Below are 25,425 nucleotides of genomic sequence, written 5' to 3' on the forward strand. Positions count from 1 at the left end.
GGACTTGTGGACAACAGACTTGAATTCCGTTGCCAATCACGGGTTGTAGGCGCGATCGCATTGAAGACTGTCTTTATAAAATCCACATGATTTCTATGGTTTGTTATTACTATCTCGGATAATCTCAAACCTTCCTAGGGGAATTTCCGTAACTTGAGCAGTTCTTGTTGTTTGTAAATGCGTGCCATCAATTTGATGAAGAACTGTCACATATCTCAGATGAGTACCACTTAGTTGGTAGGAATCTAGCATCGGAAAATACTATGTCCCACTCTGGAAACTCTAATGACGATAGGGAGCATCGTCTTCCTGGTTTTGAAGAGGAGCAAGATTGCTTTGACCAGGCGATCGAATCAATTTTGGGAAAGGAAAACCCAGCGGCTTATTCAGTATTTACAGCCATCAAACGAACAATCCGACAATTTAAGCTCGACGTTGAGCCCCACGGGCTGTTGTTTGATGCTTATCTCCACGGCAAAAAAGCTTTGCAGCAGGGTAAAGAAATTCGCAACCCCAAAGCTTGGCTAAAAGGCACAGCCTATAACCTAGCACGTGAGAAGCACCGTAAGCGGAAAAAGACTTATGCCTATGCTCCTGAATTGATGGAGGTTATGTTCTCTGATGAGGATGATAGCCCAATGGAACGAGCCATTTTGGAGGAAGAGATCTTAGCTGTCTTTCAAGCTGTTCACCAGCTTCAGGAGGAAAAGCCAGATATCTACCGGCTGATTCATCAGCGAGTGGTTGAGGAATTGTCATGGCAGGAAATCCAGTCTATTTATACCCGCGAAAATGGGGGACAAGACATTTCCGAAGCGACGCTTCGCCAACGCTTTTCCAGAGGTCGTAAGTATCTACGCTCTATATTTCACAGAGTGATGACGGTTTAGTAGCATCGTTGCTCGTTAAGCAAACACTTCTAGACATCGACGAACAACGACCTCAATAGTCACAGTTCTCTGTAGATGATTTGAGTTTCACACATTCTCTTTGGACCAATTTCTTAGTGCTGAATTTAAGTTTTGCAAGTCTTATCGAGTAAGACTTATTGAAATTTGAGCTATGGCTAAGAATCTAGAAATCGGCGCTAGGAGCGTCTTGACGAGTTCTCCCTACCACGCGAGTCTTTTTCCAGTCACGTTTTGGAACAGTAAGCACAATTCAGTAAACGCGGACAAACAAATGCCTCTTAGAAGAATAGTGAACTATTGAATGCCAGTCCCATACGCAATGACTTCAAACGCTACGATTCCATTCGCCGTTTGACCTCCGAGTTCTGAGGTTTCTAGACGAACATTGACCACTTGGCTAGCTCCCCACTTCATGGCGTCTTCCTTCATTCGTAAAACGGCTTCTCTGCGCCCTCGCTCCATTAGCGTCTCGTAAACACTAATACGTCCCCCAAAGAGATTGAGCCAGAAGGCTACGAAGTTTTTGAAATAGTCAGACGATACGACGACGCTACCAACAAATAACTTAGCCCGATCCGCTTCAGGCATCGGGGTCTTGGCGCCAATACTAATAACGGGCAGCTGTCGGGTACGATATTCGCGATCGCTCAAATCATCGAAATGCTTCTTCTCGACGTAGGTACCAGCAAAAAAACCAACCACTAACAGCACAGAGAAGATTAATAAAGTATCCATGAGCGCTAATCAATCTGCACGGCGGTGCCATAAACAAAGAGTTCTGCTGCGCCCTGAGTTAAAGAAGACGTTGCAAATCGAATATTGACGATCGCATTAGCCCCTTTTTTGCTAGCATCCTGCATCATGCGCTGAGTTGCTTCGTTACGCGCCTCTTGCAGCAGTTCGGTATAGCCCTTCAGTTCACCCCCAACCAGGTTTTTAAGCCCTGCTGCAATGTCACGCCCCACGTTTTTGGCGCGAACGGTGCTTCCCTGCACCAGCCCTAAATGCTTCACAATCGTATGACCGGGAACACCCTCCAGCGTAGTCAGCAACATTCGATTAGAGCGAGAAAGCGGAGGTCTGTCATTCATAGGAGATCCTCAAAGGGTGCGTCGCTGGTTGATTCTAGCCAGGAATGTTCAGGCTGTTTCCGTTCCATAGGAATTTTTTCAGGTTATGGATAGATGCCTAATCCGTAAGCTCCCTTCAGCTGATTGAACTGATGGTTGTGAACGGAACATTACATCACATGCCGGTTCCGTTAGGTCAGACGGCGAACCATCTGGTGATGCGCTAGGCACTTGGATGCAGCGGATGCATGAGCTTAGAGGGTTAAAGCTATGATCCCTATGCATATGCCCATATATGTCTATGGGTAGACGAAGATTGCTAACCCCCGTATGGGCGATCGCAATCAATAGGTCGCTATGATTTTGGGAAGCTTTACACCTCCTATATGTCGAGCATTTTCGTATGTCTAACTACATTGCCCTCATCGCCCATGACAGCAAGAAAGATGACATGGTGGCTTTGGTACATCGACGCTACAGCACTTTTGCCAACTATCGTCTAATTGCGACGGGAACAACTGGGCAGCGCATTCATAAAGCAACTGAGCTAGACGTTGAGCAAATGGTTTCAGGGCCATTAGGTGGGGATATTCAGGTTTCTGCCAAAGTTGTGGACGGAGATGTAGCTGCGGTCATCTTTCTCCTTGATCCGCTTAATGCTCAGCCCCACGAGCCAGATATTCAGGCTCTGCTGAGAGTGTGTGAAGTCTACAACGTTCCTCTGGCAACTAACATAGCGACAGCAGAGGCCGTTCTTACACAATTACAGAAATTCCGCAGAGGTGCTCTGATTTTCAACCCGGTATCAGGCCAAGGAAATCCTGATCAGGATTTAACCGTCATTCGGCGATTGCTGGAACCTCAAGTACAGCTTAGTGTCGTATTAACGAACGAAAATGAAGATCCCGCTGAGCAAGCCAAAGCTGCGATCGCGAAAGGAGCCGAACTGATTGTTGCCTCTGGAGGAGATGGCACAGTTTCTGCGGTAGCCGCAGCTTTAACCGAAACCGACATTCCTTTAGGCCTGATTCCGCGTGGCACAGCTAATGCCTTTGCCAATGCACTGGGCATTCCTACTGATATTCGCTCGGCCTGTGGCACCATTCTTGCAGGTAATACTCTCATCGTCGATGCCGCTCGCTGCAACGGCAAACCCTATGTTTTGTTGGCCGGTATTGGTTTCGAAGCTGAAATGGTAGATCGCGCCAATCGAGAACTGAAGAATCGACTCGGTGTTCTCGCCTATCTGTTTGCCGGCGTTCAACAGTTTCAAGAGCAGACAGCTTTCAAGGCAGTCATTGATATTGAAGGCGAGCTAACCGAAGTAGAAACAGGAACTATCACCGTTGCCAATGCTGCACCTGCAACATCTGTTTTGGCTCAAGGCTTTGGAGAGGTTGTCTTCGATGATGGTCTGTTAGATGTCACTATCGCTACGCTGAAAACACGACTTCAAGGACTCAACGCAATCACTAGCCTATTTGCCTCTGCCTTAGTGAATACGCCCACTCAGCGAGATGACATCATCCGTCTCCGGACCCGACGTCTTAAGATCACGACTGAACCACCGCAAAAGCTTGTTGTTGATGGAGAGATCTTGACTGCCCCCTCAGTTGAACTTGAATGCTTACCTAAAGCCCTAACAGTACTAGCCCCTCTTGCCACTCAAAATTCCGCTAAATAAACTCCACACTTCATCTGAGAGGATGGGTGTAGGACGTTCTACAACTTACATATAGTCCCCTGAATTTCACAGCCAGATGGTTGGTTACCTTGGCCTAATGGAATTGGCGACAGCCATATCATTGGTTTGTGGACTACCGCTAGGTCTAACTAGTACCGCTACGCAGAATTCAAAATACCCTTTGGGAAGGGCAAAGCCCTACAAAATTGAGAATTCAAAACTATAGCGGCATGCACTTGCATCAAGCACACCCTATTCCCTGCTCCCTTAAGACACTGAGATGTACTTGAACCCAGCTGCACAGGGCTATAAGGCAGATCAGCTTTCCTAGTGTTTTGAATGGTGAGCCTATTTCTGCCGTCGTGTACTAGACTCCAGACGTTGACGCCTTCAAATTCACCTGCTAGCCTTAAGTAACACACATTTAATTTGATAGCTATATGCTTTTCAGCGCAGAGCAGTTTTACTTTTGGTTTTTTGAGGAGGTTCACCAGTGGTGAGTTAGCTTTTGCTGAAATCCTCTGGTGAACCGCAGACAACGCTCTGCGGTTTTTTCGTTTTCATGGCAATTTTGGTCATCATCATGTGTTTCTCCGCCTTGGCCTACTGGTTTTTTAGCTTTTACTTTTTCACTGGGACACGCTCCGGGTGACTAGGCTGATATGGCCCTGCAACCCCCCGGAGCGCCAAAGCGACCGGGGGGTTTTTAATAGGCGCCCAACAGCATCCGGGTGTTTGCCCCATGGCCAGATGGCTCGCCGGCTTGCCCTAACGAAACTGGCGACAGCCGTAACACCAAAGTTCATTCTGGATTACCCAACATCATTCCACACTAATTAATAAGGAACCGAATCCATGCAAGATGCAAAGCTCACCGTCAAATCACATACCGCTCATCGATCTGTCATCGCTTTGTCCGATCGCGTCACTGTGGGCGGTGACGATCTCTTGATGATTGGCGGGCCTTGCTCCGTCGAAAGCCTAGAACAGATGGAGACTATAGCAACTCGTCTCGGGAACACAACTATTCAGGCTCTCCGAGGCGGCGTTTACAAGCCCCGCACCTCCCCCTATGCATTTCAGGGACTTGGAGAGGCGGGGCTTGCCATTTTGGACCGCATCCGGCGTCTCTACTCTATTCCCGTCATTACTGAGGTGATGGCTATTCATCAAATTGAGGCGATCGCAGCCCATGCTGATGTGCTGCAAATTGGTAGCCGCAACATGCAAAACTTCGATCTGCTCAAAGCGGTAGGACAAGTCGATAAGCCTGTTGTTCTGAAGCGTGGGCTTGCTGCAACAATCCAGGAGTTCATCATGGCGGCTGAATACATCATGAGCCATGGCAACTCAAATGTGATTCTATGCGAACGAGGTATCCGCAGCTTCGATAGCTATACCCGCAACGTGTTGGATTTGGGAGCGGTGGTAGCTCTGAAACAGCTCACTCATCTGCCCGTCATTGTTGATCCTAGTCATGCGGCTGGAAAGCGAGAGTTGGTACCCGATTTAGCGCGGGCGGCGATCGCGGCAGGTGCCGATGGCCTCATGATTGAGTGCCATCCTGTTCCTGAGGAATCAGTGTCGGATGCCCGCCAAGCGCTGTCATTGGAAGACATGGCAGCTTTGGTAGATAGTCTGCATCCCATTGCTACAGCCATCGGACGACGGATTCCGACAGTTCAGGAAACTCGCGAACCTGTCTTGTTCTAGGGCGGATCGTCAATTGATGCCAAGAGCCTTGTGGAATAAGCATCACCGCGCCTGCCTCAGATTCATAAACTGGGGACTGAAACCCTTGGTGCTGAAGCATTGCAGATCTAAATGATGACAGGCCCGTTCATTCACAGATAAAAGAACACCGCAGCATCGTACTTCAACGCTGCGGTGTTCTTTATGGTCAGAAAAGGCAGTTGTTGATAATCGACCAGCTGCTTAATAGCTATCGTCAGAATCGACATTCTTCAAGGTCATCAAATGGTTAGCATCATCAAGGCGATCAGCGATCGCTTGTCTAACCTCAACATCGATATCTAAGTCCGCAAGGACTTCAACAGCACTCTGCCGATATTCAGCACTATGAGTCGTATCGGCCTGATCTAACTTTTTCAAGTTCTCATAGACTTCATCTGGAGAGAGATGAGTGTGAGTCATAAGATTGTCCTCTATCGTTTGGAGTAAATTTAGCCAGGGAACAGAGGTCGCTAATAGCTAGCCTGCATTCTAGAGTGCGAAGATGCCTTGAGTGTTCCCATCCGAAGTCTCTTTGCATGAAATTCACTCAGACTGGCTAATTATTCAGACCCGTTTAGGGTCTGCGCTATTGTCTTTCAGTTTTGATCCTGAGGCTGGCTACGGAGACGAACCGTCACAGTTGCGAAAAAATTGATGGGTTTGTTCACGGCGCTTGAGAATTTTTGAAGCGTTATCGGTTGAATTGTTAAGAACACTGCTCAATTTCTTTAACCTCGTCTTATTCCGATTGTTAGCTGCACCGTGAAGCGAATACCCCTGTCTAACAGTAAATGGCTTCTGAATTTTGATGAATTTTCATGAACGTCATATCAAATCCTTGCCTATCTTTGCCTAAAAATTGACGATAAATCTCAAGAAGTCATGGCTTTACTAAGAAATAATTCAAGCTTCTGGGGAATATCTGACGATTTTCTTAAGGGCAGCGTAAAAAGCATTTTTTTCGACAGATAATCCACGCAAACGTTAGCGATCGCTGCGTAAACCACGAACACTAAAATTCATCATCGTGGTGTTTTTTCCTGTGATGTTTTCAGGCCAATAAACAGAATGACCCGTAGAACTTCGCCATCTAAGCAAGGTCTTTATGATCCGCAATTTGAGCACGACGCTTGTGGAGTCGGCTTTGTCGTGCAGATGAAAGGGGATGCCTCCCACGACATTGTTGAACAGGCGCTGACCATTCTCTTCAATTTGGATCATCGCGGCGCAGTCGGTGCGGAACCTAATACCGGAGACGGAGCCGGCATTTTAATGCAGCTGCCCCATCGGTTTATGCAAAAGGTGGCAATGACTGAAGGGTTCACTTTGCCGGAAGCAGGGCAGTATGGCGTTGGCATGATCTATTCGTCGCCTGTTGCAGAGATTCGGCAGCAGAGTCGGCAGATTTTTGAGGACATTGTCAAAAGTGCAGGGCAGTCGGTCATTGGGTGGCGTGATGTTCCAACTGACAACACTTCACTGGGGGCCACTGCACAAGCCAGCGAACCATTCATGGAGCAGGTCTTCATTCGTCGCAGTGCTGATTTGGCAGACGACCTGGCTTTTGAGCGCAAACTGTATATCATCCGCAAGCAGGCCCACATGGCAATTCGCCATCCGGGCATTGATCAACACTGGTATCCTGCCAGCATTTCCTGCCGTACGATTGTCTACAAGGGCATGCTAATGCCTGTGCAGGTGAAGCAGTACTATCCTGACCTCAGTGATCCCGATATGGAGAGCGCTTTAGGACTGGTACATTCCCGCTTCAGCACCAATACCTTTCCCAGCTGGGAGCGATCGCACCCCTACCGCTACATTGCTCACAACGGCGAGATCAATACCCTACGCGGTAACATCAACTGGATGCATGCCCGCCAGTCGATGTTCGAGTCTGACCTATTTGGCGAAGATTTAAAGAAAGCTCAACCCATCATCAATGTCGAAGGTAGCGACTCCACCATTTTCGACAACACTCTGGAGATGCTCACCCTGTCTGGCCGTTCGTTACCCCATGCGGTCATGATGATGATTCCTGAACCTTGGGCCGGACATGAATCCATGAGTCCCGAGAAGCAGGCGTTCTATGAATACCATTCCTGTTTGATGGAGCCATGGGATGGTCCCGCCTCCATCGCTTTCACCGACGGCACCATGATGGGAGCCGTGTTGGACCGTAATGGTCTGCGTCCCTCCCGCTACTACGTCACCAAGGACGATCGCGTCATTATGGCCTCAGAAGCCGGGGTCCTTCCTGTCGCTCCTGAAAATATCCTGAAAAAAGGTCGCTTAGAACCCGGTCGTATGTTCCTCGTAGACATGAGCGAGGGCCGCATTATCGCCGACGAGGAAATTAAGCAGACCATTGCCACCGAACAGCCCTATCGCGATTGGCTCGATCAAAATTTAGTAGACCTTACCCAACTTCCTGTAGGGGCACATAGCGGCTCGCCCCAGTCCCAATCGCCATTTATCCAGCGACAGCGAGCCTTTGGTTACACCTTCGAAGAACTCCGCTTATTGCTTTCGCCGATGGCAGAAAACGGAGTTGAGGCGATCGGCGCAATGGGGACCGATACACCACTGGCAGTCCTCTCCAATCGACCCAAACTGCTGTACGACTACTTCCAACAGCTCTTTGCTCAGGTCACCAATCCTCCCATTGACTCCATTCGAGAAGCGATTATCACCTCACCTATTACCACGATCGGCAGCGAACGTAACCTGCTGAAACCTGAGCCAGAAAGCTGCCGGCTCATCAAGCTCAAAACGCCCGTCATCAGTAATGAAGAACTGGCAAAGCTGAAGGACATCGACAGTCCCTACTTTGCGACTATCACTTTGCCGATGTTGTTTGATCCCGGCGCTGGCGAAGCAGGCTTGCGGTCTGCCATTGATGACATTTGTCGTCAAGCAGACAAGGCGATCGCATCCGGTACTAATCTAATCGTGCTGAGCGATCGCGATATCGATGCGAACCACGCAGCCATTCCGGCTCTCCTGGCCGTCTCGGGACTACACCATCACCTCATTCGCAACGGCACCCGTACCCGCGTCGGCCTGATTTTGGAGTCTGGCGAACCCCGTGAGGTGCACCACTTTGCTGTGCTGTTGGGCTACGGCTGTTGTGCGATTAATCCCTACTTAGCCTTCGAGACGATTGAAAGCCTGATCGATGAGGGCGTCTTGAATGGGGTTGATTATGCGACAGCTTGCAAGAACTACGTTAAATCGGTGACTAAGGGCGTCATTAAGATTGGTTCTAAGATTGGTATTTCAACCATCCAGAGCTATCGAGGCGCACAGATTTTTGAAGCGATCGGACTAGACTCCTCAGTCATTGATCGCTACTTCACTTGGACAGCATCACGGTTAGAAGGGGCAGATTTAGCGGTGCTAGCTCAGGAGGCTGTACTGCGTCATCGCCATGCCTTCCCAGATCGCGATACGCCTGATCAAACTCTAGACGTGGGGGGTGACTATCAATGGCGCAAGGAAGGCGAAGCCCACCTATTTAGCCCCGAAACCATTCACCTGCTGCAACAGGCCGTGCGGGCTGGAGATTACGAACTGTATAAAAAGTACGCTGCCAAGATTAACACCCACGGCCAGCAGTTCTTCCGCATACGCGACCTTTTGGAGTTTAGAGACCGTAATTCTGTGCCCTTAGAGGAAGTGGAACCCGTTGAAGCGATCATGAGCCGCTTTAAAACGGGGGCAATGAGCTATGGTTCCATCTCTAAGGAAACCCACGAGGCGTTGGCGATCGCCATGAATCGCATCGGCGGCAAATCCAACACTGGCGAGGGTGGCGAAGATCCCGAACGCTATACCTGGACAAACGAACAGGGCGACTCTAAGAACAGCGCCATTAAACAGGTGGCCTCTGGGCGCTTCGGCGTCACCAGTTTGTATCTGTCTCAGGCCAGGGAGATTCAAATCAAGATGGCCCAGGGTGCAAAACCAGGTGAGGGCGGTCAGCTTCCCGGCAAGAAAGTCTATCCCTGGATTGCCAAGGTGCGACACTCCACCCCTGGCGTGGGTCTAATTTCGCCACCGCCCCACCATGACATCTATTCCATTGAAGACCTAGCACAGCTGATTCACGACCTGAAGAACGCTAACCGCAAAGCTCGGGTCAGTGTCAAGCTGGTATCGGAAGTAGGCGTCGGAACCGTTGCAGCAGGGGTTGCCAAGGCTCATGCAGATGTTGTCCTCGTTTCCGGCTTTGATGGCGGCACGGGTGCATCGCCTCAGACCTCCATTAAGCACGCGGGTTTACCGTGGGAACTGGGGGTTGCAGAGACTCACCAAACCTTGGTGCTGAACAACTTGCGGAGTCGCATTGCCCTAGAGACAGACGGTCAGATGAAGACCGGGCGGGATGTGGCGATCGCCACCCTCCTTGGGGCAGAGGAATACGGCTTCTCCACCGCGCCGCTCGTTTCCCTGGGCTGCATCATGATGCGGGTTTGCCACAAAAACACCTGCCCCGTTGGCGTGGCGACCCAAAATCCTGACCTGCGGAAAAACTTCACGGGCGATCCTCAACACACGGTCAACTTCATGACCTTTATCGCTCAGGAACTGCGAGAGATCATGGCGCAACTGGGCTTCCGGACTATTAATGAGATGGTCGGACGGACGGATGTGCTGGAGCCGAAGAAGGCCATCGATCACTGGAAAGCCAAGGGCATTGACCTCTCCAAAATTCTCCATCAGCCAGAAGTTGGGCCTGAAGTCGGACGTTACTGCCAGATTCCTCAGAATCACGGGTTGGAGAAGTCTCTGGATATGACGGCCCTGCTTAACCTCTGTCGTCCTGCCATTGAAAACGGCGACCCCGTTCGCGCTCAGCTGCCCATCCGCAACATCCACCGCGTTGTCGGCACCATCTTGGGCAACGAGATCACCCAACGCCATTGGGATGGACTGCCAGAAGACACCGTGCATCTCCATTTCCAAGGCAGCGCCGGACAGAGCTTTGGAGCCTTCGTTCCCAAGGGCGTCACGCTGGAGTTAGAAGGAGATGCCAACGACTACATGGGTAAAGGGTTAAGCGGTGGCAAGATCATCCTTTATCCCCCCACTGACTCAGACTTTATTGCTGAGGAAAATATCATCACAGGCAACGTCGCCTTCTACGGTGCAACCAGCGGTGAAGCTTATATTCGGGGGTTGGCAGGAGAGCGCTTTTGCGTCCGCAACTCCGGCGTCCACGCAGTGGTAGAGGGCGTTGGTGACCATGCCTGCGAATACATGACTGGCGGCAAAGCCATCATTATTGGTCCTACCGGACGCAATTTTGCAGCCGGCATGAGCGGCGGCATTGCCTATGTCTTAGATGAAGCAGGGGACTTCGCCACTCGGTGCAATCGAGAAATGGTGGACTTAGAACCGTTAGACAATCCGGAGGAGATTCGGGAAATTCATGACCTCATTCAGACCCATGTAAAGCTGACAGGGAGCGACAAGGGCGATCGCATCCTCGCTGACTGGGATACCCTTATCCACAAATTCGTCAAGGTCATGCCCCGTGACTATAAGCGGGTGCTCCAGCACATTCAAAAAGCCCTGGCCGATGGCCTCAGCGGCGACGACGCCCTCACCGCCGCTTTCGAAGAAAACGCCCGCGACATCGCCCGCATCAGCGGCAGTTAATGGGTCGTCACTGGTAGGGTGGGCAGTGCCCACCTTAACCGCGTGGCTACTGGGCAAAAGCCTCCATCAAAGCCACAATCGCAGGACTCAAACTAGGGAGGACAACCACAGTAGCTGTAGCAATAATAATCGTGATCGCCATACGCACCCTATTGTCAGTACCGCGCTGAAAGGCATCAAACTTGTAATCTTGACGATCCACTTTTTCAGAAAGCGCTTTGATGTCTTTGCCTAGATCCTCACGGACACTGCTAATTTCTGCACTTAGTTCGTGGCGAACGATGTCAATACCCTCTCGTAACTGAACAAGTGCATCACGAATATCGCTATTACTCGGATTATCAGGTATCTGCATGGTGCTCCCCGATATGCATATGAACAAATTCTAACCAAGTATTCCCATTACCTTTGGACAGAGATGCCAAACCATGATGATGAAAACACTTCAAATTCAAGTCAGTGAAAATGTTGCAGAACAATTGTTTGCTGCATTGGAAGAAGAACGATGCAGACTCGAAGCGTTGTTGAGCCTACAGTTAGGCGAACCGACTACGCCGAAGCAATCGCTCGAAAAAATTAATGGATTCTATGAGCGCATACGCTCAGTCTCAAGGCTCAACCCCAGAAATTTTAGAGTCCATACTCCTCTCTTCCAATAACTCATAACCACCAACCAACCACAAACATCATGGGAAAAGCAACTGGCTTCATGGAATTTCTGCGCGAGGTGGCAACCGAAATTGCCCCTGCTGATCGCATCCGCAACTGGGACGAATTTCACCTGCCGATGTCCGACGATCGCCTGCAAACGCAGGGTGCTCGCTGTATGGACTGCGGCACTCCCTTCTGCCACACCGGGATGGAAATGAACCGTGCGGCCAGCGGTTGCCCGATCAACAATCTGATTCCTGAATGGAACGACTTGGTTTACCGAGGACGTTGGCAAGACGCACTGGATCGCCTCCATAAGACCAACAATTTCCCAGAATTCACCGGACGGGTTTGTCCTGCCCCCTGTGAAGGCGCCTGTGTGCTGGGATTGATCGAGCCAGCAGTGACCATCAAAAACATCGAATACTCGATTGTAGAGAAAGGATGGGAAGAAGGCTGGATCTCGCCTCAGATTCCTAGCAAGCGTACAGGGAAGAAAGTGGCGGTCGTCGGATCAGGACCAGCAGGACTATCTGCGGCAGCACAGCTTAATTCTGCCGGACATTGGGTGACCGTCTATGAACGCAGCGATCGCCCTGGTGGTCTGCTTATGTATGGCATTCCCAACATGAAGCTGGATAAAAAACAGGTCGTCATGCGCCGCCTAAACATGCTGGAGGCCGAGGGCGTCACCTTTGTCTGCAATACCGAAATTGGCAAAGACTTGCCCGTAGAGAAATTGGTCAACGACTACGACGCAGTTGTTCTTTGTACTGGCTCCACTCGTCCCCGTGACTTGCCGATTGAAGGACGTGAGTTCAAAGGCATTCACTTTGCGATGGAGTTCTTGGGGGCAAACACTCAGGCTGTACTCGATGGCACCCCAAGCAGCAACTACATTTCTGCTGCGGGTAAAGATGTTGTCATCATCGGCGGCGGTGATACCGGAACCGATTGTGTGGGAACCTCCATCCGTCACGGTTGCACCAGCGTCACTCAGTTAGAGATTATGCCCAAGCCCGCAGAAACCCGTGCTCCCAGCAATCCCTGGCCGGAATGGCCCAAAATCTATCGCGTGGACTACGGACAAGAAGAAGCCGCAGCCATGTTCGGCAACGATCCTCGCGCTTACACCACTACCGCCACCAAATTTGAAGGGGATGATCACGGTCAACTCACCGCCGTCCATACCGTTCAAGTTCAATGGATGCGGGATGAAAAAGGACGCTTCACTCCCCAACACATTCCCGACACCGAAAAAATAATTCCGGCCCAACTTGTGCTCCTGGCGATGGGTTTCCTCGGTCCCGAGCAGCCGATCATTGACGCTTTAAGTCTGGAGCAAGACGGTCGCAGCAATATCAAAGCCGACCATGATCAATACACCACGTCTATTCCAGGTGTATTTGCCGCTGGAGACTGTCGTCGCGGTCAAAGCCTCGTCGTTTGGGCTATCAACGAGGGTCGTGGAGTTGCTCGTGAGTGCGATCGCTACTTAATGGGTGTAACTGAGTTGGTTTAGCGATCGCCTTAACATGCGGGTTTCTTCTTTCCATCGCCTTCTGGATTGAAACACCCCATCACAAACGGGATTTCCGCCATGCCGTGAACAACACCGGAAGGGCGTAGACGGATCCCAAAACCTACCGGCACAGCCATTCATTGAGGGATGCAGCTTCTAAACATCCCTCAATGAATGGCATCTTCTGTTCTAGGATGTTGAATTTGATATCTTTTCGCCAACCTATGAGAAGAGTATTTTTGGCGAAGAGAACTATAGATACGATTAAAAAAATAGCTTAATTTGAAAGCAACTCAATCAGCCGCTGAAGAGACGAAGCAGAATTTCAGTTTCGATGTGTAGGATACCAAACCCCTTGCAATAACTGAGTATTCTTCAGCAATACACTCTTTAAAGAATTGCCCTAATTCCTTCATGGAAGAATTTCGCAGCGGTTTTCCCTAAACATCTGAAAACAGGAACCCAAAAGGCTTTTCCAAATTTTCGGGAAAGAATTTTCCGGTGAACAGTCCTCTATAGGGTTATTTTCGACGTATTGAAAATCATGGCCTTAAACTTGTTTAGACAAATGGTTTATGTCTTGATATCGCTTCAAGTCAACGATATCTTCCATCAGAAAGATTCGCGAATCTAAAGTTTTTTAGATTTTAGTATGACACCTCGTTTATTCCCGAGAGATACTTCCTCATGCCAATTACCCAATCCTCTGATGCAGTGCGATCTTACCTAAAATCTATTGGTCGAATTCCTCTTTTGACTCACGAAGAAGAGATCAGCCTGGGTAAACAGGTCAAAACAATGATGGCGCTACAGACGTTGAAAGCTTCTTTAGCTGAGGAATTAGGTCGAGAGCCAAATTGGGAAGAGTGGGCTGAACGGACCGAGCTTACTCCTGCCGACCTAAAGAAGGCGATTCACATAGGAAAAAGAGCCAAAGCCAAAATGGTGCAGGCCAATCTGCGCTTGGTCGTCTCTATCGCTAAGAAATACACTGAGCGTGGCCTTGACCTCTTAGATCTTATTCAAGAAGGTTCCATTGGCCTAAGTCGGGGTGTCGAAAAATTTGATCCTTATAAAGGGTATCGGTTTAGCACTTATGCCTACTGGTGGATTCGTCAAGCGATGACACGGGCGATCGCTGAAAAAAGTCGGGTTGTTCGCCTCCCAATTCATGTTACCGAGACCCTTAATAAGATCAAGAAGACCCAGCGGAAGCTAACGCAAACGCTAGGTCGTACAGCAACAACCGAAGAAATTGCAGAGCAGTTAGGCATCACCCCTGAGCAAGTACGGGACTGTCTACAACATGCCCGCAAGACGCTCTCTCTCGAAGTCCGGGTTGGAGACAATCAAGACACTGAGTTGGCTGACATCTTGGAGGCCGACGGTGAATCACCAGAAGACTTTACGACAAAAAGCTTCCTACAGTCTGAATTGAAGGGACTGCTTGGACATCTCACACCTCAGCAACAAGAAGTCTTGACCTTGAGATTTGGGCTGGAAGATGGCAAGGAGCTATCTTTAGCCAAAGTTGGTAAGCGCCTTAATATCAGCCGTGAACGAGTCAGGCAAATTCAGCAACAGGCCCTCAATCGGCTCAAACACTATCGTGGGCAGCTTCGGGGTTACTTAACTGCCGTCTAGAAAAAGCCGCGTTGGAAACCAGCAGGTCTTAATTCACCGTATAGCCGTCGTTAGTTCTGTTAAGACAAGACGGCGAACTATTTGGCTAGTACCGCTAACCGCTACGCGGAATTCAAAATACCCTACTATTCAAGAACGCCAAAGGCGAACGGGAAGGGCAAAGCCCTACAAAATTCAGAATACTTTGCGAGAATAGCAAAGCTCTACAAAACTAAGACAGATGGGCTTTCCCAACATTCTGAATGGTGAACATATCTTTGCCATGATGCAGTGGGCCTTCTTGCAGAGTAAACCGATGTCAGCAAGGAATACGTTAGTTTTTTTGACAGGAATCGAACCTAAAAATTCAAGTTTGACCGACGACTAAATGGCCAAAGCTACAACTTAAAGGCACTTTTAGAAAGCATAAGTGTATCTAATTATAGATACCTCCTAAAAGTGCTTCATTCTCAGGCAATCGCAAGTCTAAGAGTCTACCTTTACCGAACTTCACGCAGAAAAGAATTAGTGTTTTCTGCCCGCACGGACGCTAGCTGATACCAAGCAAGATTAGGATATTGATGATGTTCCCAGTGATAGCCAAAGTTGTAACAGCTGAGCAGCGACCAGAAAGGGGGATAGGGAATGCTTCTAGCGCAGTGGCGATCGCGGTATCCTTGGCTTAAGGGTCGATGTGGTAAATAGATACCGAACCAAAAGAGTTGAAGAGAACTCAAGAAGATAGGTAATACCAGAAAGAGAATCAGATTTTCGGTTGGAACATGCAGCAGCATTAGTCCCCAAAACACAACTGTCATTCCCCAAAATAAAATAGAAAATTGCTTCCCATCCTGATAGCGTCTCATAAAGCTGACATACCATAAGAAGGGATTTTGGGGATTGTCTTGGCAAAAGTCAGGATCGCCTTCTGATGTTGGAAATCGGTGATGTAACCGATGGTTCTTTGCAAGTTTTTGATATAAGAGAAACGCATAAAGAATCGCCGTAACGCTACCAATAACATCATCAATCGAGCGATTTCGAGTAATAACGCCGTGGATAGCCTCATGGGCCGTAACAAACAAACCCGTATGCAAGAAGGTTCTTAAAAGCACTGTAAAACCAACAAGCACTACGGAAGTATGAGAAACATCAATTTTGAGACTTACGGCTAGGGTTGCACCCCAAGAAAAGATAATAAAAACGGCTACCGCTAAGCCACTTAAAGAGATATTCAGACTTTTGCACCTTTCAATGCACGGAATGATTTTTTCAGCCATTGAAAAAGATAGATGTTTGCCATGATGGAACTTGGAAAAATAGTTAAGGCAAGACATTAATAGGGAGATTCATGCGCTTAGCTCTTTTCAAAAAAATCTAGCGTTGGCATTGAAAAAAATCTATTTCATCTAGATATTGCAGTCTAGCCTGTGCTACCTGCTTTGCCTCTTGCCTTCCAGATTCAGAAAATTTCAAGGTCAAACTTCCCGGCTTCAGTGAATTTAGACGGCAAATGCGGAATATTGCACTGAATGTAAGATGTCAGTTTCAGAAACTTTGAGTTGTCAAAACTTTCCCCAAGCAAACCATTAATCTGCTCGGGGAAACCTGTTATTAATGCATCCGATACAGATCGCTCAGGCTACGTGTCAGAGACATTAATACCGCAACACAAACTACATGATACCTAGCTGCTGCAAGATACCGTGACCAGTCAAATACTCAACAATAATGCCAGAGATAAAGCCGATCATTGCGAGGCGACCATTTAGAAGCTCTGCACTACGAGTAAAGCCAAATTTTTGTTCGATGTTTTGGTCTTGCATATCAGTTTTCCCTCTCTGTAAATGATGTTAATAACTTAACGTTCTTTACATTTGAAATGTTCTGTCAAAAGAAATAATGTTTGCTCTAGTTTGGAGATTCCTTTTGAATTGGATATTGCTGATCGCCATTTTCAGAGAAAGAGGTCGGTAACCTAAGGCATAGCCAGATCGCTGACCGTTCTATCTGGTGCCGAAATCGCATTAGACGACATCAAGCATTTCCACAAAACGGCCAGCAAGCTGTCTGAAATCAGGTGCTATTTGCTCAAGCTTCAGCGTAGGCTAGTTCATCGTGATAGCTACTTGCTTGGCGAGTGAACATATCATGATAGCGCCCCTTCAACGTCATTAGCTCATCGTGAGTACCCGATTCCAAAATTTGCCCGTGCTCTAGAACAATAATGCGATCGCACAATTTTGCTAAAGCTAGCCGATGACTTACTACTACTGTCATTCGTCCTTGGGCAATCTTGCGAAAGATACGATAGATGTCCTGCTCGTTTTTCGGGTCCAGAGCAGCAGTTGGTTCGTCAAAGACCAGCAGCTCTGCGTTTTTCAGTCGCATTAGAGCACGGGAGATCGCCACCCGTTGCCATTGCCCACCAGAAAGATCAAGACCATTTTCAAGTTGCCGTCCCAAAGGCGTTTCCAACCCTTCAGTCAGAGAGTCTGGCAAATAGTCAATACCGGTTTCTTCCAGCACGGTTTGGATGGCCCTGTCGTCGTGGAGGTTAGACAACTCTCCCCAACCAATGTTTTCCCGTAGAGTAGCCGGAAAACGCGCGTAGTCCTGCATTACGACAGCAATCTGCGATCGCAAAGCAGTTAGATCAATTGATCGTAAATCTTGACCGTTCCAAACGATGTGTCCCGATGTTGGATCATACAAGCGCACCAAAAGCTTTGCTAGCGTCGTTTTGCCAGCACCGTTTTCTCCTACGAGAGCAACCATTTCCTGAGGTTGAATCTGAAAAGTCAAGTTTTGCAGAACAGGCCGTTGATCAGCTCCTGGATACTGGAAAGAAACCTCATCAAAAATAATGCCCTGCTGGAGGCGATCGCAACTTGACGCAGGCATTATTCGCTGAGTCCCAGTATGCAGCTGAGGTTTCAGATTCAACAACTGAAAGATGGGAGCTGTCGCCAAAGAAACGTCATACAAATCACCTGTGTGAGCAATCAGAATAAACAAACTACGACGCAGCTGCAGAATAATGCCCGTGTAAAGCGCCAAGTCACCCACCGTAAAGGTCCGCTCTAAAACGCCTGCCACCACATAGACGTAGGGAGCTGCTACCCCCAAACCACCCACCAGGGACCACAGCATCACAGTGGCAGTGCCCTCTCGTCGCACCTGTTCCATATTGCTAAATAGTGTCTGAAATAGCCCCTGCCATCGACCTAAAATCACCTCCTGTAAAGAGAACAGACGAATCTCTTTGGCAAAATCGGGGCTGGTAATTGCCTTGCTGTAAATTCCCATCTTGCGACTCACACCAGACTGAGTCTCCTCCACTCGCCAGCTTTTCCGATGGTGACGCATCTCTACAAAGATGGAAGGTGCAGCCGAAGCAATCAAAATAAAAGGTACCCACCAACCAATGGAAGCAGAAACAACGACAGATGGAATAAACGTGAAAACGCCAACGAAGGTCGCCGCGATGATGAAGGACAAGCGCTGAATTCGGCCAAGTCCTTTTTCGGTCAATTCCAGCAGATTCAGAAGTTCCGGCATTTCAAAGAGAGCAATATCATCGAAATGGGATACTTTGTCCAGAACTTTGCCTCTCACAAAACCTTCGACGCGATCGCGTAAAGAAGCAAACAGATTAGTCCCGACAGCATCCACTGAATCGACAACTAAGTTGAGCGTTAGCGCGATGACAACGCTCCACAATAGCTTTTCATTACTAACAATGAGTTCAAAGGGATTATCCACTCCTCCTTGCTCAAAAACAGCCGTCACTTCATCGATAACAATCTTGCCGAGTAACAAAGAAACAGAGGGACCAACACCAGTTAATAAGTTAATGTAGGCTAACCGTCTTAGCTCCTTGGGGGCAGCCCTTGCCACCATACGCACACTATGTCTAAGCGCTTGCCACGGGGTAAGTTCTTCGGGATACATCATTGAGGTAGAAACCATTACGCCTGATTGACGATGATGGCCGGCGAATGTGATTGCTCAATACCAGCCTTACAGAGGCGTGTTGCCTTGAGTAAAGCTTCAAAAGTAAAAACTGGCATTACGGTAAGACTTCGCCGCACAAGTCATAAGCCTGTGAAGTGAGCAGGCGTGAAGCTATTGAAAGCAATTGCCCTCGCAACAGCTGAACAAAAAAAGTCGGGCTGAAGCAACCTGTCAGTAACTTCAACCCGTCGCTCAGAATCACACGCGAGTCTACAGGATGTCTTGATAATGGCCTAGCAATATCATCAGTGCCATAGCAAAAAGCTCAGATTAATTCAGGATTTGTAGCCCGTGCAGCTTGGTTAAGTCCGTTTCAGTGTCTTAAGGGGGCAGGGAATGAGGAATAGAGAGAATAGAGAGTAGGAATGGGAAATAGGGAATAGGGAGCAGGAAATGGGGGTACTTGACTCAAATGCAGCCGCTATATGAACTTCAAACATTTGTGTTCCCTGCACCTTTTGTGCCGATCTGAAAAGCAAGACCGTATGAAAAAGCAAGAGATTGCTTGTATTGCCTTCTCCCTTGGCTTTTCTCTCAACTGAGCCCCTTATTGCTCCATTTGTCCAGAAAATACTTTCTCAGCAGGGCCGGTCATATAGACCCGATTGTTTTGAGCAGACCACTCGATCAACAGGGGTCCACCAGGCAGTTCGACGGTGGCGGTGCGATCGCATTGCTCAGTCAACACTCCTGCTACTAGAGAAGCGCAGGCTCCTGTACCACAGGCAAGCGTTGCCCCGGCGCCTCGTTCCCAAACTCGCATTTTGAGATAATCGCGAGCAACAATCTCAATAAATTCAGTGTTAGTGCGTTGGGGAAAGACGGAATGATGCTCAAACTGGGGCCCTAGCTGCGCCAAGTCAATGGCAGCGACATCACTAACAAAGGTGATGCAGTGGGGATTACCCATGCTGACACAGGTCACCTCCCAAGTTTGAGCTGCGACATCTAAGGGTTGCTGAACAACCTGCTGCTCAGCAGCGGATAACGTTGTGGGAATATTGCCCGCTAGCAAGATTGGCTCTCCCATATCTACAGTGACTTGGCCGTCAGGCTGCAATGTAGGTGTGATGATGCCTGCCAATGTCTGCACCGCATAAGCTTTAGGTAATTCAATAGGCTGTCCCCCACGACTTTCTAGCGCTGCGATGAATTGGGCCAGACAGCGAATGCCATTACCGCACATCTCCGGTTCAGAGCCATCAGAATTGAGAATCCGCATTGTGTAGTCGGTTCCATCTTGTCCCGGCAGCGTAAAAATGACGCCATCAGCTCCAATCCCAAAATTGCGATCGCACCATTTGATGACCTGTGCTTGAGTCAGGATGAGGTCCGACTGATGACGATTGTCTACTAGTACAAAATCGTTGCCCAGACCATGGTATTTGCTGAATGCGATCGCCATCGTGACTCCTAAAACCTGAATTAGCTGTAACTTACGGGTTCGCCGTCCAATATCTTCCGACCTCAAAGCTTGCGGCAATCGACTCTCGCCAACTGGAAGCAGGGATCCAACACTATAGAATCAACCCCGTAGACACGGTTAGTCTTGATAATCGTAAATCTAAAAGCGTGTCAAAACCGTCAATGCGTTGCAAACAAGTAACTTTCCCAACGTAAACGCGATCAAAATTTGGAAAGTGGGTAACCTTAATGCCAGTATTGATTGGTCATTAGCAGTCATCACTGTTCGCCCCTATGTCACCAAATCTTGAAACCGGATTACCTAGTACTCGGCTGCTGCAAACCTATCTGCGCGACAAGCGCACTGTAGAAGCTAAGCTCGTCACAGGTGATACGGTCGTGGGTGCCCTTTTTTGGCAGGATCCAGTCTGTATTTGCATTAACGTCGATGATGAGCCAACTCTTATCTGGCGATCAGCCTTAGCCTATATCAAGGGGGTCGAATAGGTTGAAAGTAAAGTGGTCCTGCTGCTATTCCACTCTGTCTACCCAGCTTGCATACCAGTGCTCCTCATCCCTATAGATCTGTAGGCCACGTAGCTACAGCGATCCTATTTGGATCTTGAACAAGGCTTTCCAAGGAAAGCCTTGTTCAAAAAGCTTTCTCAACCCCCAGAAATCATCTGGGATGGCTATAAGATAATTGTGAAAGTTGGGATCTCACCTGGCAGAGGGGCTGCTTTCTCCGTTTGCCGTAACACCTTTGCCACTTTTATTTGCTCCACCCGAACATGAAACAGAACATCTCTTTCTATGGATTGCCGGGTCTTAATGCCGCCCTCAAAAAACACCAATTCTCTTGGAAATCGGTTCTATTTATGACCTTGGCAGGGGCAGTCACGCTGTTCGTAACATTGGTGCAGCCACCTGTTCATGCTTATGATGTCGTGATTCAACCGGCTGGGCCACGTCAGGGAGATACAGTCAGTATCATAACGACTGAAAAGCAAGGAACGGCAGATGTTCCAGCAGTTACTATCAACGGCTCTACTTTCCCAACCTTTGCCCTGGGTAATGGTCGTTACCGAACCTTCCTGCCCACCAGTCCGCTTCACACTTCAGGGGAGTACGTAATTCGAGTGGAAGGGCCTGAGGGATTGCGAAATCCAATGGTGTGGTTGAGCGATCGCGCCTTTCGAACCCAATACATTACTCTTCCTCCTGGACGAAGCAATTTAGGCACCGATTATGAATTTGACAAGGTTGATGCCTTTAAACAGATCGTTAGTTCAGACAAACTCTGGTCAGGCTCCTTCTTAAGACCGAGCCAGGGACGAGTTAGTTCTGAATATGGCGTTCGGCGCTATTACAACGGTGTCTTCGCGGAAAACTATTACCATCGAGGTGTCGACTATGCTGCGGCAATTGGTTCTCCGGTCATTGCGCCAGCGGCAGGCAGAGTCGTTTTAGTCGGTCGCGTATCAGACGGATTTGAGCTACACGGCAACACAATTGGCGTCGATCATGGTCAAGGTGTAGAGAGCATTTTTATTCACCTTAATAGCATCAATGTACAGGAAGGTGACTTCGTTCAAGCAGGACAAGTTATTGGCACAGTTGGCTCAACAGGTGCGTCAACCGGACCTCATCTTCATTGGGGACTGTACGTTAACGGGGTGGCTGTTGACCCGGCTCCCTGGCGGAACGGAACGTTCGAGTAAGCGCTTAATAAGCTTTAAGTGAAAACCCTGAAAGCTGCCTTTCAGAAGGTCTTTAGCAATCTCAGAGAAAATGTTTATTCTTCTCTATTCTCCTCGGAAATGTGATCTGGGTGTGTAGAATTCCAAACTCCGTAGGGCACACTAAATGCAGTCCGAGAGGTAACGTTGAACTATTGCTGTGTTCTGGTTTTGCCCACGTTCTTGGACTTGCCCGGTAACGCAATGGAGCGTTAGAACCCATGAGCATTGAGAATATTGTTGAACAGGCGCTTCAAGACGGCTACCTGACGCCTGCAATGGAAGCCGAAGTTGGACGAATTTGCGATACAGCCTCTGAACTCTCTATTGAAGAGTACATGGCTCTGGACAGACTAATGGGAGCTTTGTTGACCGGAGAGGTCGTCGCTGTTCCACGGAAGCAATTCATCAACGTGATGGAAGAGCTCGTTCTAACAGAGGCAATCTCGCGGGTAGCAGAAATTGAAGCCAGCTCAAATGCAACATTAGACTTGGGCGATATTGCGGCTTATGCTCTGAATCGTCTTCCGCCCTTGTATGCGACGACTGAGGAAGGTGCGAACTTTCAGAGAGAAAATGCCAAAGCTGAGCTATCGACCTTAATTGCCGATCAGGTCAAGGAAGCGATCGCTCGTAGTCTCAATCAGCCAGAGTTCTATCCAGAGCGTCAAACTCTGGGTCAGAAAGGGGGAGATACGGTTCTGGGGCAGGTTAGTGAACTGCTGCAAGATTATGCTCACAAGTTCACTCCAGAAACTCAAAAAGCCTCTTAAGGATAGATGTTGTTCAGAATATTCCCCCATTCAGGGCATTTTCATGGTCAGTACCAGCGATGAATCAGTTTAAGACGGTAGATGTTGAAAGCCTATATCCTTGATAAGGAACAGCCTCTACCTTCTATTTTACTTTTGCTGTGCGATCCTATTAAGCAATCTATCAAACAGTCTCGTGACATCATTGAGTCGCTTTAATCAATAAAGTCTGGGCTCAAATTACCGGGTCTACAGGTGCTTCTGCTTGCAATCTTTAAGGAGAGAAAATTGGCTCTCAAGCGATACCTCAAAGAATGAGTTTTGTTGATAGTTACTGGCTATCGCAGATAATAAAATCCATTCTTGAATACAGCTCAACGTAGGTATGCATTGCGTGACTAGGGCTTCCTACCTTTGGACTATCGTTTCAATGAAATTGATATGTTTTGACTGTCAGAGGGAACTTCAGAATTACTTCAAGAAAGCTTTAATGCAACTTATTAAAGGCAGCCTTTAGAGACAGATTTTAAACACGTTTCCAACTAAAATAAGAATAAATTGGCGCGATCGCAAATAGAAATCAGTAGCAATCAGTCTCTTTTAATATTTTTCAAGGTCAGATTGGGCACTCTACTATTAGTCCACCTATCAAATAAAGGGAATGGCTAAACGGATTGTTCGTATAAATAAGCCATATCAATTCAATGTTTATTGATAGATATAAAATCTTTAAGTTAAGTATGGACATACTTATAAATTGAGTCGTCTCGACATAAACTACTTGTTTAACTCAAACAGACGATATTAAGGACTAAATAGCTAAATTTGATGTTTAGCTTTTGTAAGTCAAGCATATTTATTAGGACAGGCATCTAATAACCTGATAACTGATTGGGCGTAGAGCCTCATAATTGCCTCTGAATGGTTTTTGAGTCTACAAGCAATTTCGGAGTTCACTTTAAAAATCTCATCTCATTTCTCTCATGACTACCACCAGTGATTCTTTATCCGTGAAAAGCTCTATGGTGCAGGGATCCCTCGATATTTCGTTAGTTATTCCTATCTATAACGAGTATGAGAGCATTCCGAGGTTACTAGAAACCATCACCAGCGTAATGGCTACGCTGAACTTCTCTTACGAAATTGTTTGTGTAGATGACGGCTCTACCGATGGCTCCGCAGGATTGCTAAGGGAATTAGCAACAGACAATTCAAAATTATCGGCGCTCCTGCTGCGACGCAACTACGGACAAACGGCAGCAATGGCCGCTGGTTTCGACTATTCAAGAGGTAAGGTCATTATTACCTTAGACGGTGACTTGCAAAACGATCCGGCTGATGTTCCCAAACTAATGGCGAAGCTCAATGAGGGCTACGATCTGGTGAGCGGATGGCGAAAGCACAGGAAGGATAATCAAGTAACTCGTCTGCTGCCTTCCAAAATTGCCAACTGGGTGATCGGTCGGGTCACTGGAGTTTCGCTACATGACTACGGCTGCTCGTTGAAGGCATATCGGGCAGAGTTGGTCCGGGATATGAATCTCTACGGTGAATTGCACCGCTTTTTGCCGGCCCTAGCCTTTATTGAAGGCGCACGAATTACTGAGTTACCTGTTAATCACTATGCTCGCCAGTTCGGCAAAAGTAAGTATGGTTTAGGCCGGACCTTCAGAGTGGTGATGGATCTGCTGACGGTTTACTTTATGAAGCGCTTCCTAACGAAGCCAATGTACGTTTTCGGACTCCTGGGCATCGTTGCTATGGTGCTCGGAGTTGCGGTTGGCTCCTATCTCACCTTCATCAAGTTTGCTTTTGGCGAGACGATTGGTGACAGACCTCTCTTGATTTTGTCTGTAGTACTCTTTTTAACGGGTGTGCAGCTCTTTTGCTTCGGATTACTAGCAGAGCTGTTGATGAGAACGTATCACGAATCTCAAGGCAGACCCATTTACCGCGTCAGAGAAGTTGTGCGGCATTGAATTCCTAGACTCACGGGCGTAACATCCGAAAACCTAAAAGTGTAAGCAAGGGTTGTTGGCTTCTCATAAACCAGCAGCCCTTTCTCATGTGTAAACTTGCTCAGATATGGACGGAATGAAGGAATGAAGTCCGATATAACCGTCGTCAGTTTCGTTGAGACAAGACAGCAAGCCATTGGGCTATGGGCTGAGCAATCGGATGCTATTAAGCGCACAAGCCCAGGTAGCTAAAACAATATATGCGAGTGATCGTGTTAATGTTCCTTGCATTTTCGTAAAGTTTCGTGTAATATATTCTCATGAACTGTTAAGTCAAAAGCGGTTCATTTCATTCATACATTTGACACTCAGGAATTATTCATCATGACAACTACACTACAGCAGCGCCAAAGCGCGTCACTGTGGGAGCAGTTTTGTCAGTGGGTCACCAGCACCGAGAATCGCCTCTATGTAGGCTGGTTCGGCGTGTTGATGATTCCTACACTGCTAGCTGCTACCGCTTGCTACGTGATTGCGTTCATCGCAGCCCCTCCCGTTGACATCGACGGCATCCGTGAGCCTGTTGCAGGTTCTCTGATGTATGGCAACAACATCATCTCCGGTGCGGTTGTGCCATCCTCCAACGCAATTGGTCTCCACTTCTACCCCATCTGGGAAGCTGCTTCCTTGGATGAGTGG

Annotated in this window: 18 protein-coding genes and 1 pseudogene; 11 read left to right on the forward strand and 8 right to left on the reverse strand. The window is 48.2% G+C overall.

The window, feature by feature from the left end; all coding sequences use genetic code 11:
* Positions 1–263 precede the first annotated feature (263 nt).
* A complete protein-coding gene (locus PN498_RS00795) occupies positions 264–890 on the forward strand; it encodes an RNA polymerase sigma factor (RefSeq protein ID WP_272060764.1) in 627 nt (208 codons plus the stop codon).
* A gap of 315 nt (positions 891–1,205) precedes the next feature.
* Here the strand turns inward: PN498_RS00795 and PN498_RS00800 are convergent, their stop codons facing one another.
* Positions 1,206–1,646 (reverse strand): YbjQ family protein, encoded by a 441-nt coding sequence (locus PN498_RS00800; protein ID WP_272060765.1) that lies wholly within the window; start codon positions 1,644–1,646, stop codon positions 1,206–1,208.
* Between the two features lie 5 nt (positions 1,647–1,651).
* Positions 1,652–2,002, reverse strand: a complete 351-nt coding sequence (locus PN498_RS00805; RefSeq protein ID WP_272060766.1) for a YbjQ family protein — start codon at positions 2,000–2,002, stop codon at positions 1,652–1,654.
* 382 nt (positions 2,003–2,384) lie between these two features.
* On the opposite strand from PN498_RS00805, the gene mgsA reads away from it, so the two are divergent.
* Together mgsA and aroF are read left to right on the forward strand one after the other, a co-directional pair.
* Complete coding sequence (mgsA, locus tag PN498_RS00810) at positions 2,385–3,665, forward strand: methylglyoxal synthase (protein WP_272060767.1); 1,281 nt, start codon at positions 2,385–2,387, stop codon at positions 3,663–3,665.
* Positions 3,666–4,520: 855 nt separating this feature from the next.
* Positions 4,521–5,378, forward strand: coding sequence for a 3-deoxy-7-phosphoheptulonate synthase (gene aroF / locus PN498_RS00815; RefSeq protein ID WP_272060768.1), 858 nt, complete (start codon positions 4,521–4,523; stop codon positions 5,376–5,378).
* A 222-nt stretch (positions 5,379–5,600) separates the two neighbouring features.
* On the opposite strand, the gene PN498_RS00820 is transcribed toward aroF, so the two are convergent.
* The gene (locus PN498_RS00820) at positions 5,601–5,819 is read right to left on the reverse strand and encodes a hypothetical protein (RefSeq protein ID WP_272060769.1); all 219 of its coding nucleotides are present in this window, start codon (positions 5,817–5,819) and stop codon (positions 5,601–5,603) included.
* Positions 5,820–6,467: 648 nt separating this feature from the next.
* On the opposite strand from PN498_RS00820, the gene gltB reads away from it, so the two are divergent.
* Positions 6,468–11,060 (forward strand): glutamate synthase large subunit, encoded by a 4,593-nt coding sequence (gltB, locus tag PN498_RS00825; RefSeq protein WP_272060770.1) that lies wholly within the window; start codon positions 6,468–6,470, stop codon positions 11,058–11,060.
* Between the two features lie 46 nt (positions 11,061–11,106).
* Here the strand turns inward: gltB and PN498_RS00830 are convergent, their stop codons facing one another.
* Positions 11,107–11,415 carry a hypothetical protein gene (locus PN498_RS00830; RefSeq protein ID WP_272060771.1) on the reverse strand — a complete coding sequence of 103 codons (309 nt, stop codon included), beginning with the start codon at positions 11,413–11,415 and terminating at the stop codon, positions 11,107–11,109.
* Between the two features lie 333 nt (positions 11,416–11,748).
* On the opposite strand from PN498_RS00830, the gene PN498_RS00835 reads away from it, so the two are divergent.
* Positions 11,749–13,233, forward strand: a complete 1,485-nt coding sequence (locus tag PN498_RS00835) for a glutamate synthase subunit beta (protein WP_272060772.1) — start codon at positions 11,749–11,751, stop codon at positions 13,231–13,233.
* A gap of 687 nt (positions 13,234–13,920) precedes the next feature.
* Positions 13,921–14,877, forward strand: coding sequence for an RpoD/SigA family RNA polymerase sigma factor (locus tag PN498_RS00840; RefSeq protein ID WP_272060773.1), 957 nt, complete (start codon positions 13,921–13,923; stop codon positions 14,875–14,877).
* A gap of 479 nt (positions 14,878–15,356) precedes the next feature.
* On the opposite strand, the gene PN498_RS00845 is transcribed toward PN498_RS00840, so the two are convergent.
* The 4 genes from PN498_RS00845 to dapF all read right to left on the reverse strand — a co-directional run bounded on the left by PN498_RS00845 (position 15,357) and on the right by dapF (position 20,278).
* On the reverse strand, positions 15,357–16,193 hold the full coding sequence (locus tag PN498_RS00845) for a fatty acid desaturase (RefSeq protein ID WP_334312206.1): 837 nt from the start codon (positions 16,191–16,193) through the stop codon (positions 15,357–15,359).
* Between the two features lie 339 nt (positions 16,194–16,532).
* Positions 16,533–16,682, reverse strand: coding sequence for a chlorophyll a/b-binding protein (locus tag PN498_RS00850; RefSeq protein WP_272060775.1), 150 nt, complete (start codon positions 16,680–16,682; stop codon positions 16,533–16,535).
* A gap of 265 nt (positions 16,683–16,947) precedes the next feature.
* Complete coding sequence (locus PN498_RS00855) at positions 16,948–18,828, reverse strand: ABC transporter ATP-binding protein (RefSeq protein ID WP_272060776.1); 1,881 nt, start codon at positions 18,826–18,828, stop codon at positions 16,948–16,950.
* 592 nt (positions 18,829–19,420) lie between these two features.
* Positions 19,421–20,278 (reverse strand): diaminopimelate epimerase, encoded by an 858-nt coding sequence (gene dapF / locus PN498_RS00860; protein WP_272060783.1) that lies wholly within the window; start codon positions 20,276–20,278, stop codon positions 19,421–19,423.
* 293 nt (positions 20,279–20,571) lie between these two features.
* Between dapF and PN498_RS00865 the strand changes: the two genes are divergently transcribed.
* From PN498_RS00865 to PN498_RS00885, 5 genes and pseudogenes are all read left to right on the forward strand, one after another.
* Positions 20,572–20,784 carry an Hfq-related RNA-binding protein gene (locus PN498_RS00865; RefSeq protein WP_272060777.1) on the forward strand — a complete coding sequence of 71 codons (213 nt, stop codon included), beginning with the start codon at positions 20,572–20,574 and terminating at the stop codon, positions 20,782–20,784.
* A 284-nt stretch (positions 20,785–21,068) separates the two neighbouring features.
* On the forward strand, positions 21,069–21,998 hold the full coding sequence (locus PN498_RS00870) for a M23 family metallopeptidase (RefSeq protein WP_272060778.1): 930 nt from the start codon (positions 21,069–21,071) through the stop codon (positions 21,996–21,998).
* Positions 21,999–22,237: 239 nt separating this feature from the next.
* Entirely contained in the window at positions 22,238–22,789 is a 552-nt protein-coding gene (locus PN498_RS00875) for a late competence development ComFB family protein (protein ID WP_272060779.1), read from the forward strand.
* A 962-nt stretch (positions 22,790–23,751) separates the two neighbouring features.
* Positions 23,752–24,747: a glycosyltransferase family 2 protein gene (locus PN498_RS00880; RefSeq protein WP_272060780.1), complete on the forward strand. Its 996-nt coding sequence runs from the start codon at positions 23,752–23,754 to the stop codon at positions 24,745–24,747.
* Positions 24,748–25,110: 363 nt separating this feature from the next.
* A pseudogene (locus tag PN498_RS00885) lies at positions 25,111–25,425 on the forward strand (photosystem II q(b) protein); the annotation flags it as partial.

Origin of the sequence: Oscillatoria sp. CS-180, assembly GCF_028330965.1 — a bacterium.
Lineage (GTDB): Bacteria > Cyanobacteriota > Cyanobacteriia > Phormidesmidales > Phormidesmidaceae > Halomicronema.

Excerpts from the sequence above, each read along its gene's own strand:
- PN498_RS00800 (WP_272060765.1), bottom strand. The coding sequence starts at position 1,646 with ATGGATACTTTATTAATCTTCTCTGTGCTGTTAGTGGTTGGTTTTTTT.
- PN498_RS00820 (WP_272060769.1), bottom strand. The coding sequence starts at position 5,819 with ATGACTCACACTCATCTCTCTCCAGATGAAGTCTATGAGAACTTGAAA.
- PN498_RS00840 (WP_272060773.1), top strand. The coding sequence starts at position 13,921 with ATGCCAATTACCCAATCCTCTGATGCAGTGCGATCTTACCTAAAATCT.
- mgsA (WP_272060767.1), top strand. The coding sequence starts at position 2,385 with ATGTCTAACTACATTGCCCTCATCGCCCATGACAGCAAGAAAGATGAC.
- dapF (WP_272060783.1), bottom strand. The coding sequence starts at position 20,278 with ATGGCGATCGCATTCAGCAAATACCATGGTCTGGGCAACGATTTTGTA.
- gltB (WP_272060770.1), top strand. The coding sequence starts at position 6,468 with ATGACCCGTAGAACTTCGCCATCTAAGCAAGGTCTTTATGATCCGCAA.
- PN498_RS00805 (WP_272060766.1), bottom strand. The coding sequence starts at position 2,002 with ATGAATGACAGACCTCCGCTTTCTCGCTCTAATCGAATGTTGCTGACT.
- PN498_RS00855 (WP_272060776.1), bottom strand. The coding sequence starts at position 18,828 with ATGGTTTCTACCTCAATGATGTATCCCGAAGAACTTACCCCGTGGCAA.
- PN498_RS00870 (WP_272060778.1), top strand. The coding sequence starts at position 21,069 with ATGAAACAGAACATCTCTTTCTATGGATTGCCGGGTCTTAATGCCGCC.
- PN498_RS00865 (WP_272060777.1), top strand. The coding sequence starts at position 20,572 with ATGTCACCAAATCTTGAAACCGGATTACCTAGTACTCGGCTGCTGCAA.
- PN498_RS00880 (WP_272060780.1), top strand. The coding sequence starts at position 23,752 with ATGACTACCACCAGTGATTCTTTATCCGTGAAAAGCTCTATGGTGCAG.
- PN498_RS00795 (WP_272060764.1), top strand. The coding sequence starts at position 264 with ATGTCCCACTCTGGAAACTCTAATGACGATAGGGAGCATCGTCTTCCT.
- PN498_RS00845 (WP_334312206.1), bottom strand. The coding sequence starts at position 16,193 with ATGTCTTGCCTTAACTATTTTTCCAAGTTCCATCATGGCAAACATCTA.
- PN498_RS00830 (WP_272060771.1), bottom strand. The coding sequence starts at position 11,415 with ATGCAGATACCTGATAATCCGAGTAATAGCGATATTCGTGATGCACTT.
- PN498_RS00835 (WP_272060772.1), top strand. The coding sequence starts at position 11,749 with ATGGGAAAAGCAACTGGCTTCATGGAATTTCTGCGCGAGGTGGCAACC.
- aroF (WP_272060768.1), top strand. The coding sequence starts at position 4,521 with ATGCAAGATGCAAAGCTCACCGTCAAATCACATACCGCTCATCGATCT.
- PN498_RS00850 (WP_272060775.1), bottom strand. The coding sequence starts at position 16,682 with ATGCAAGACCAAAACATCGAACAAAAATTTGGCTTTACTCGTAGTGCA.
- PN498_RS00875 (WP_272060779.1), top strand. The coding sequence starts at position 22,238 with ATGAGCATTGAGAATATTGTTGAACAGGCGCTTCAAGACGGCTACCTG.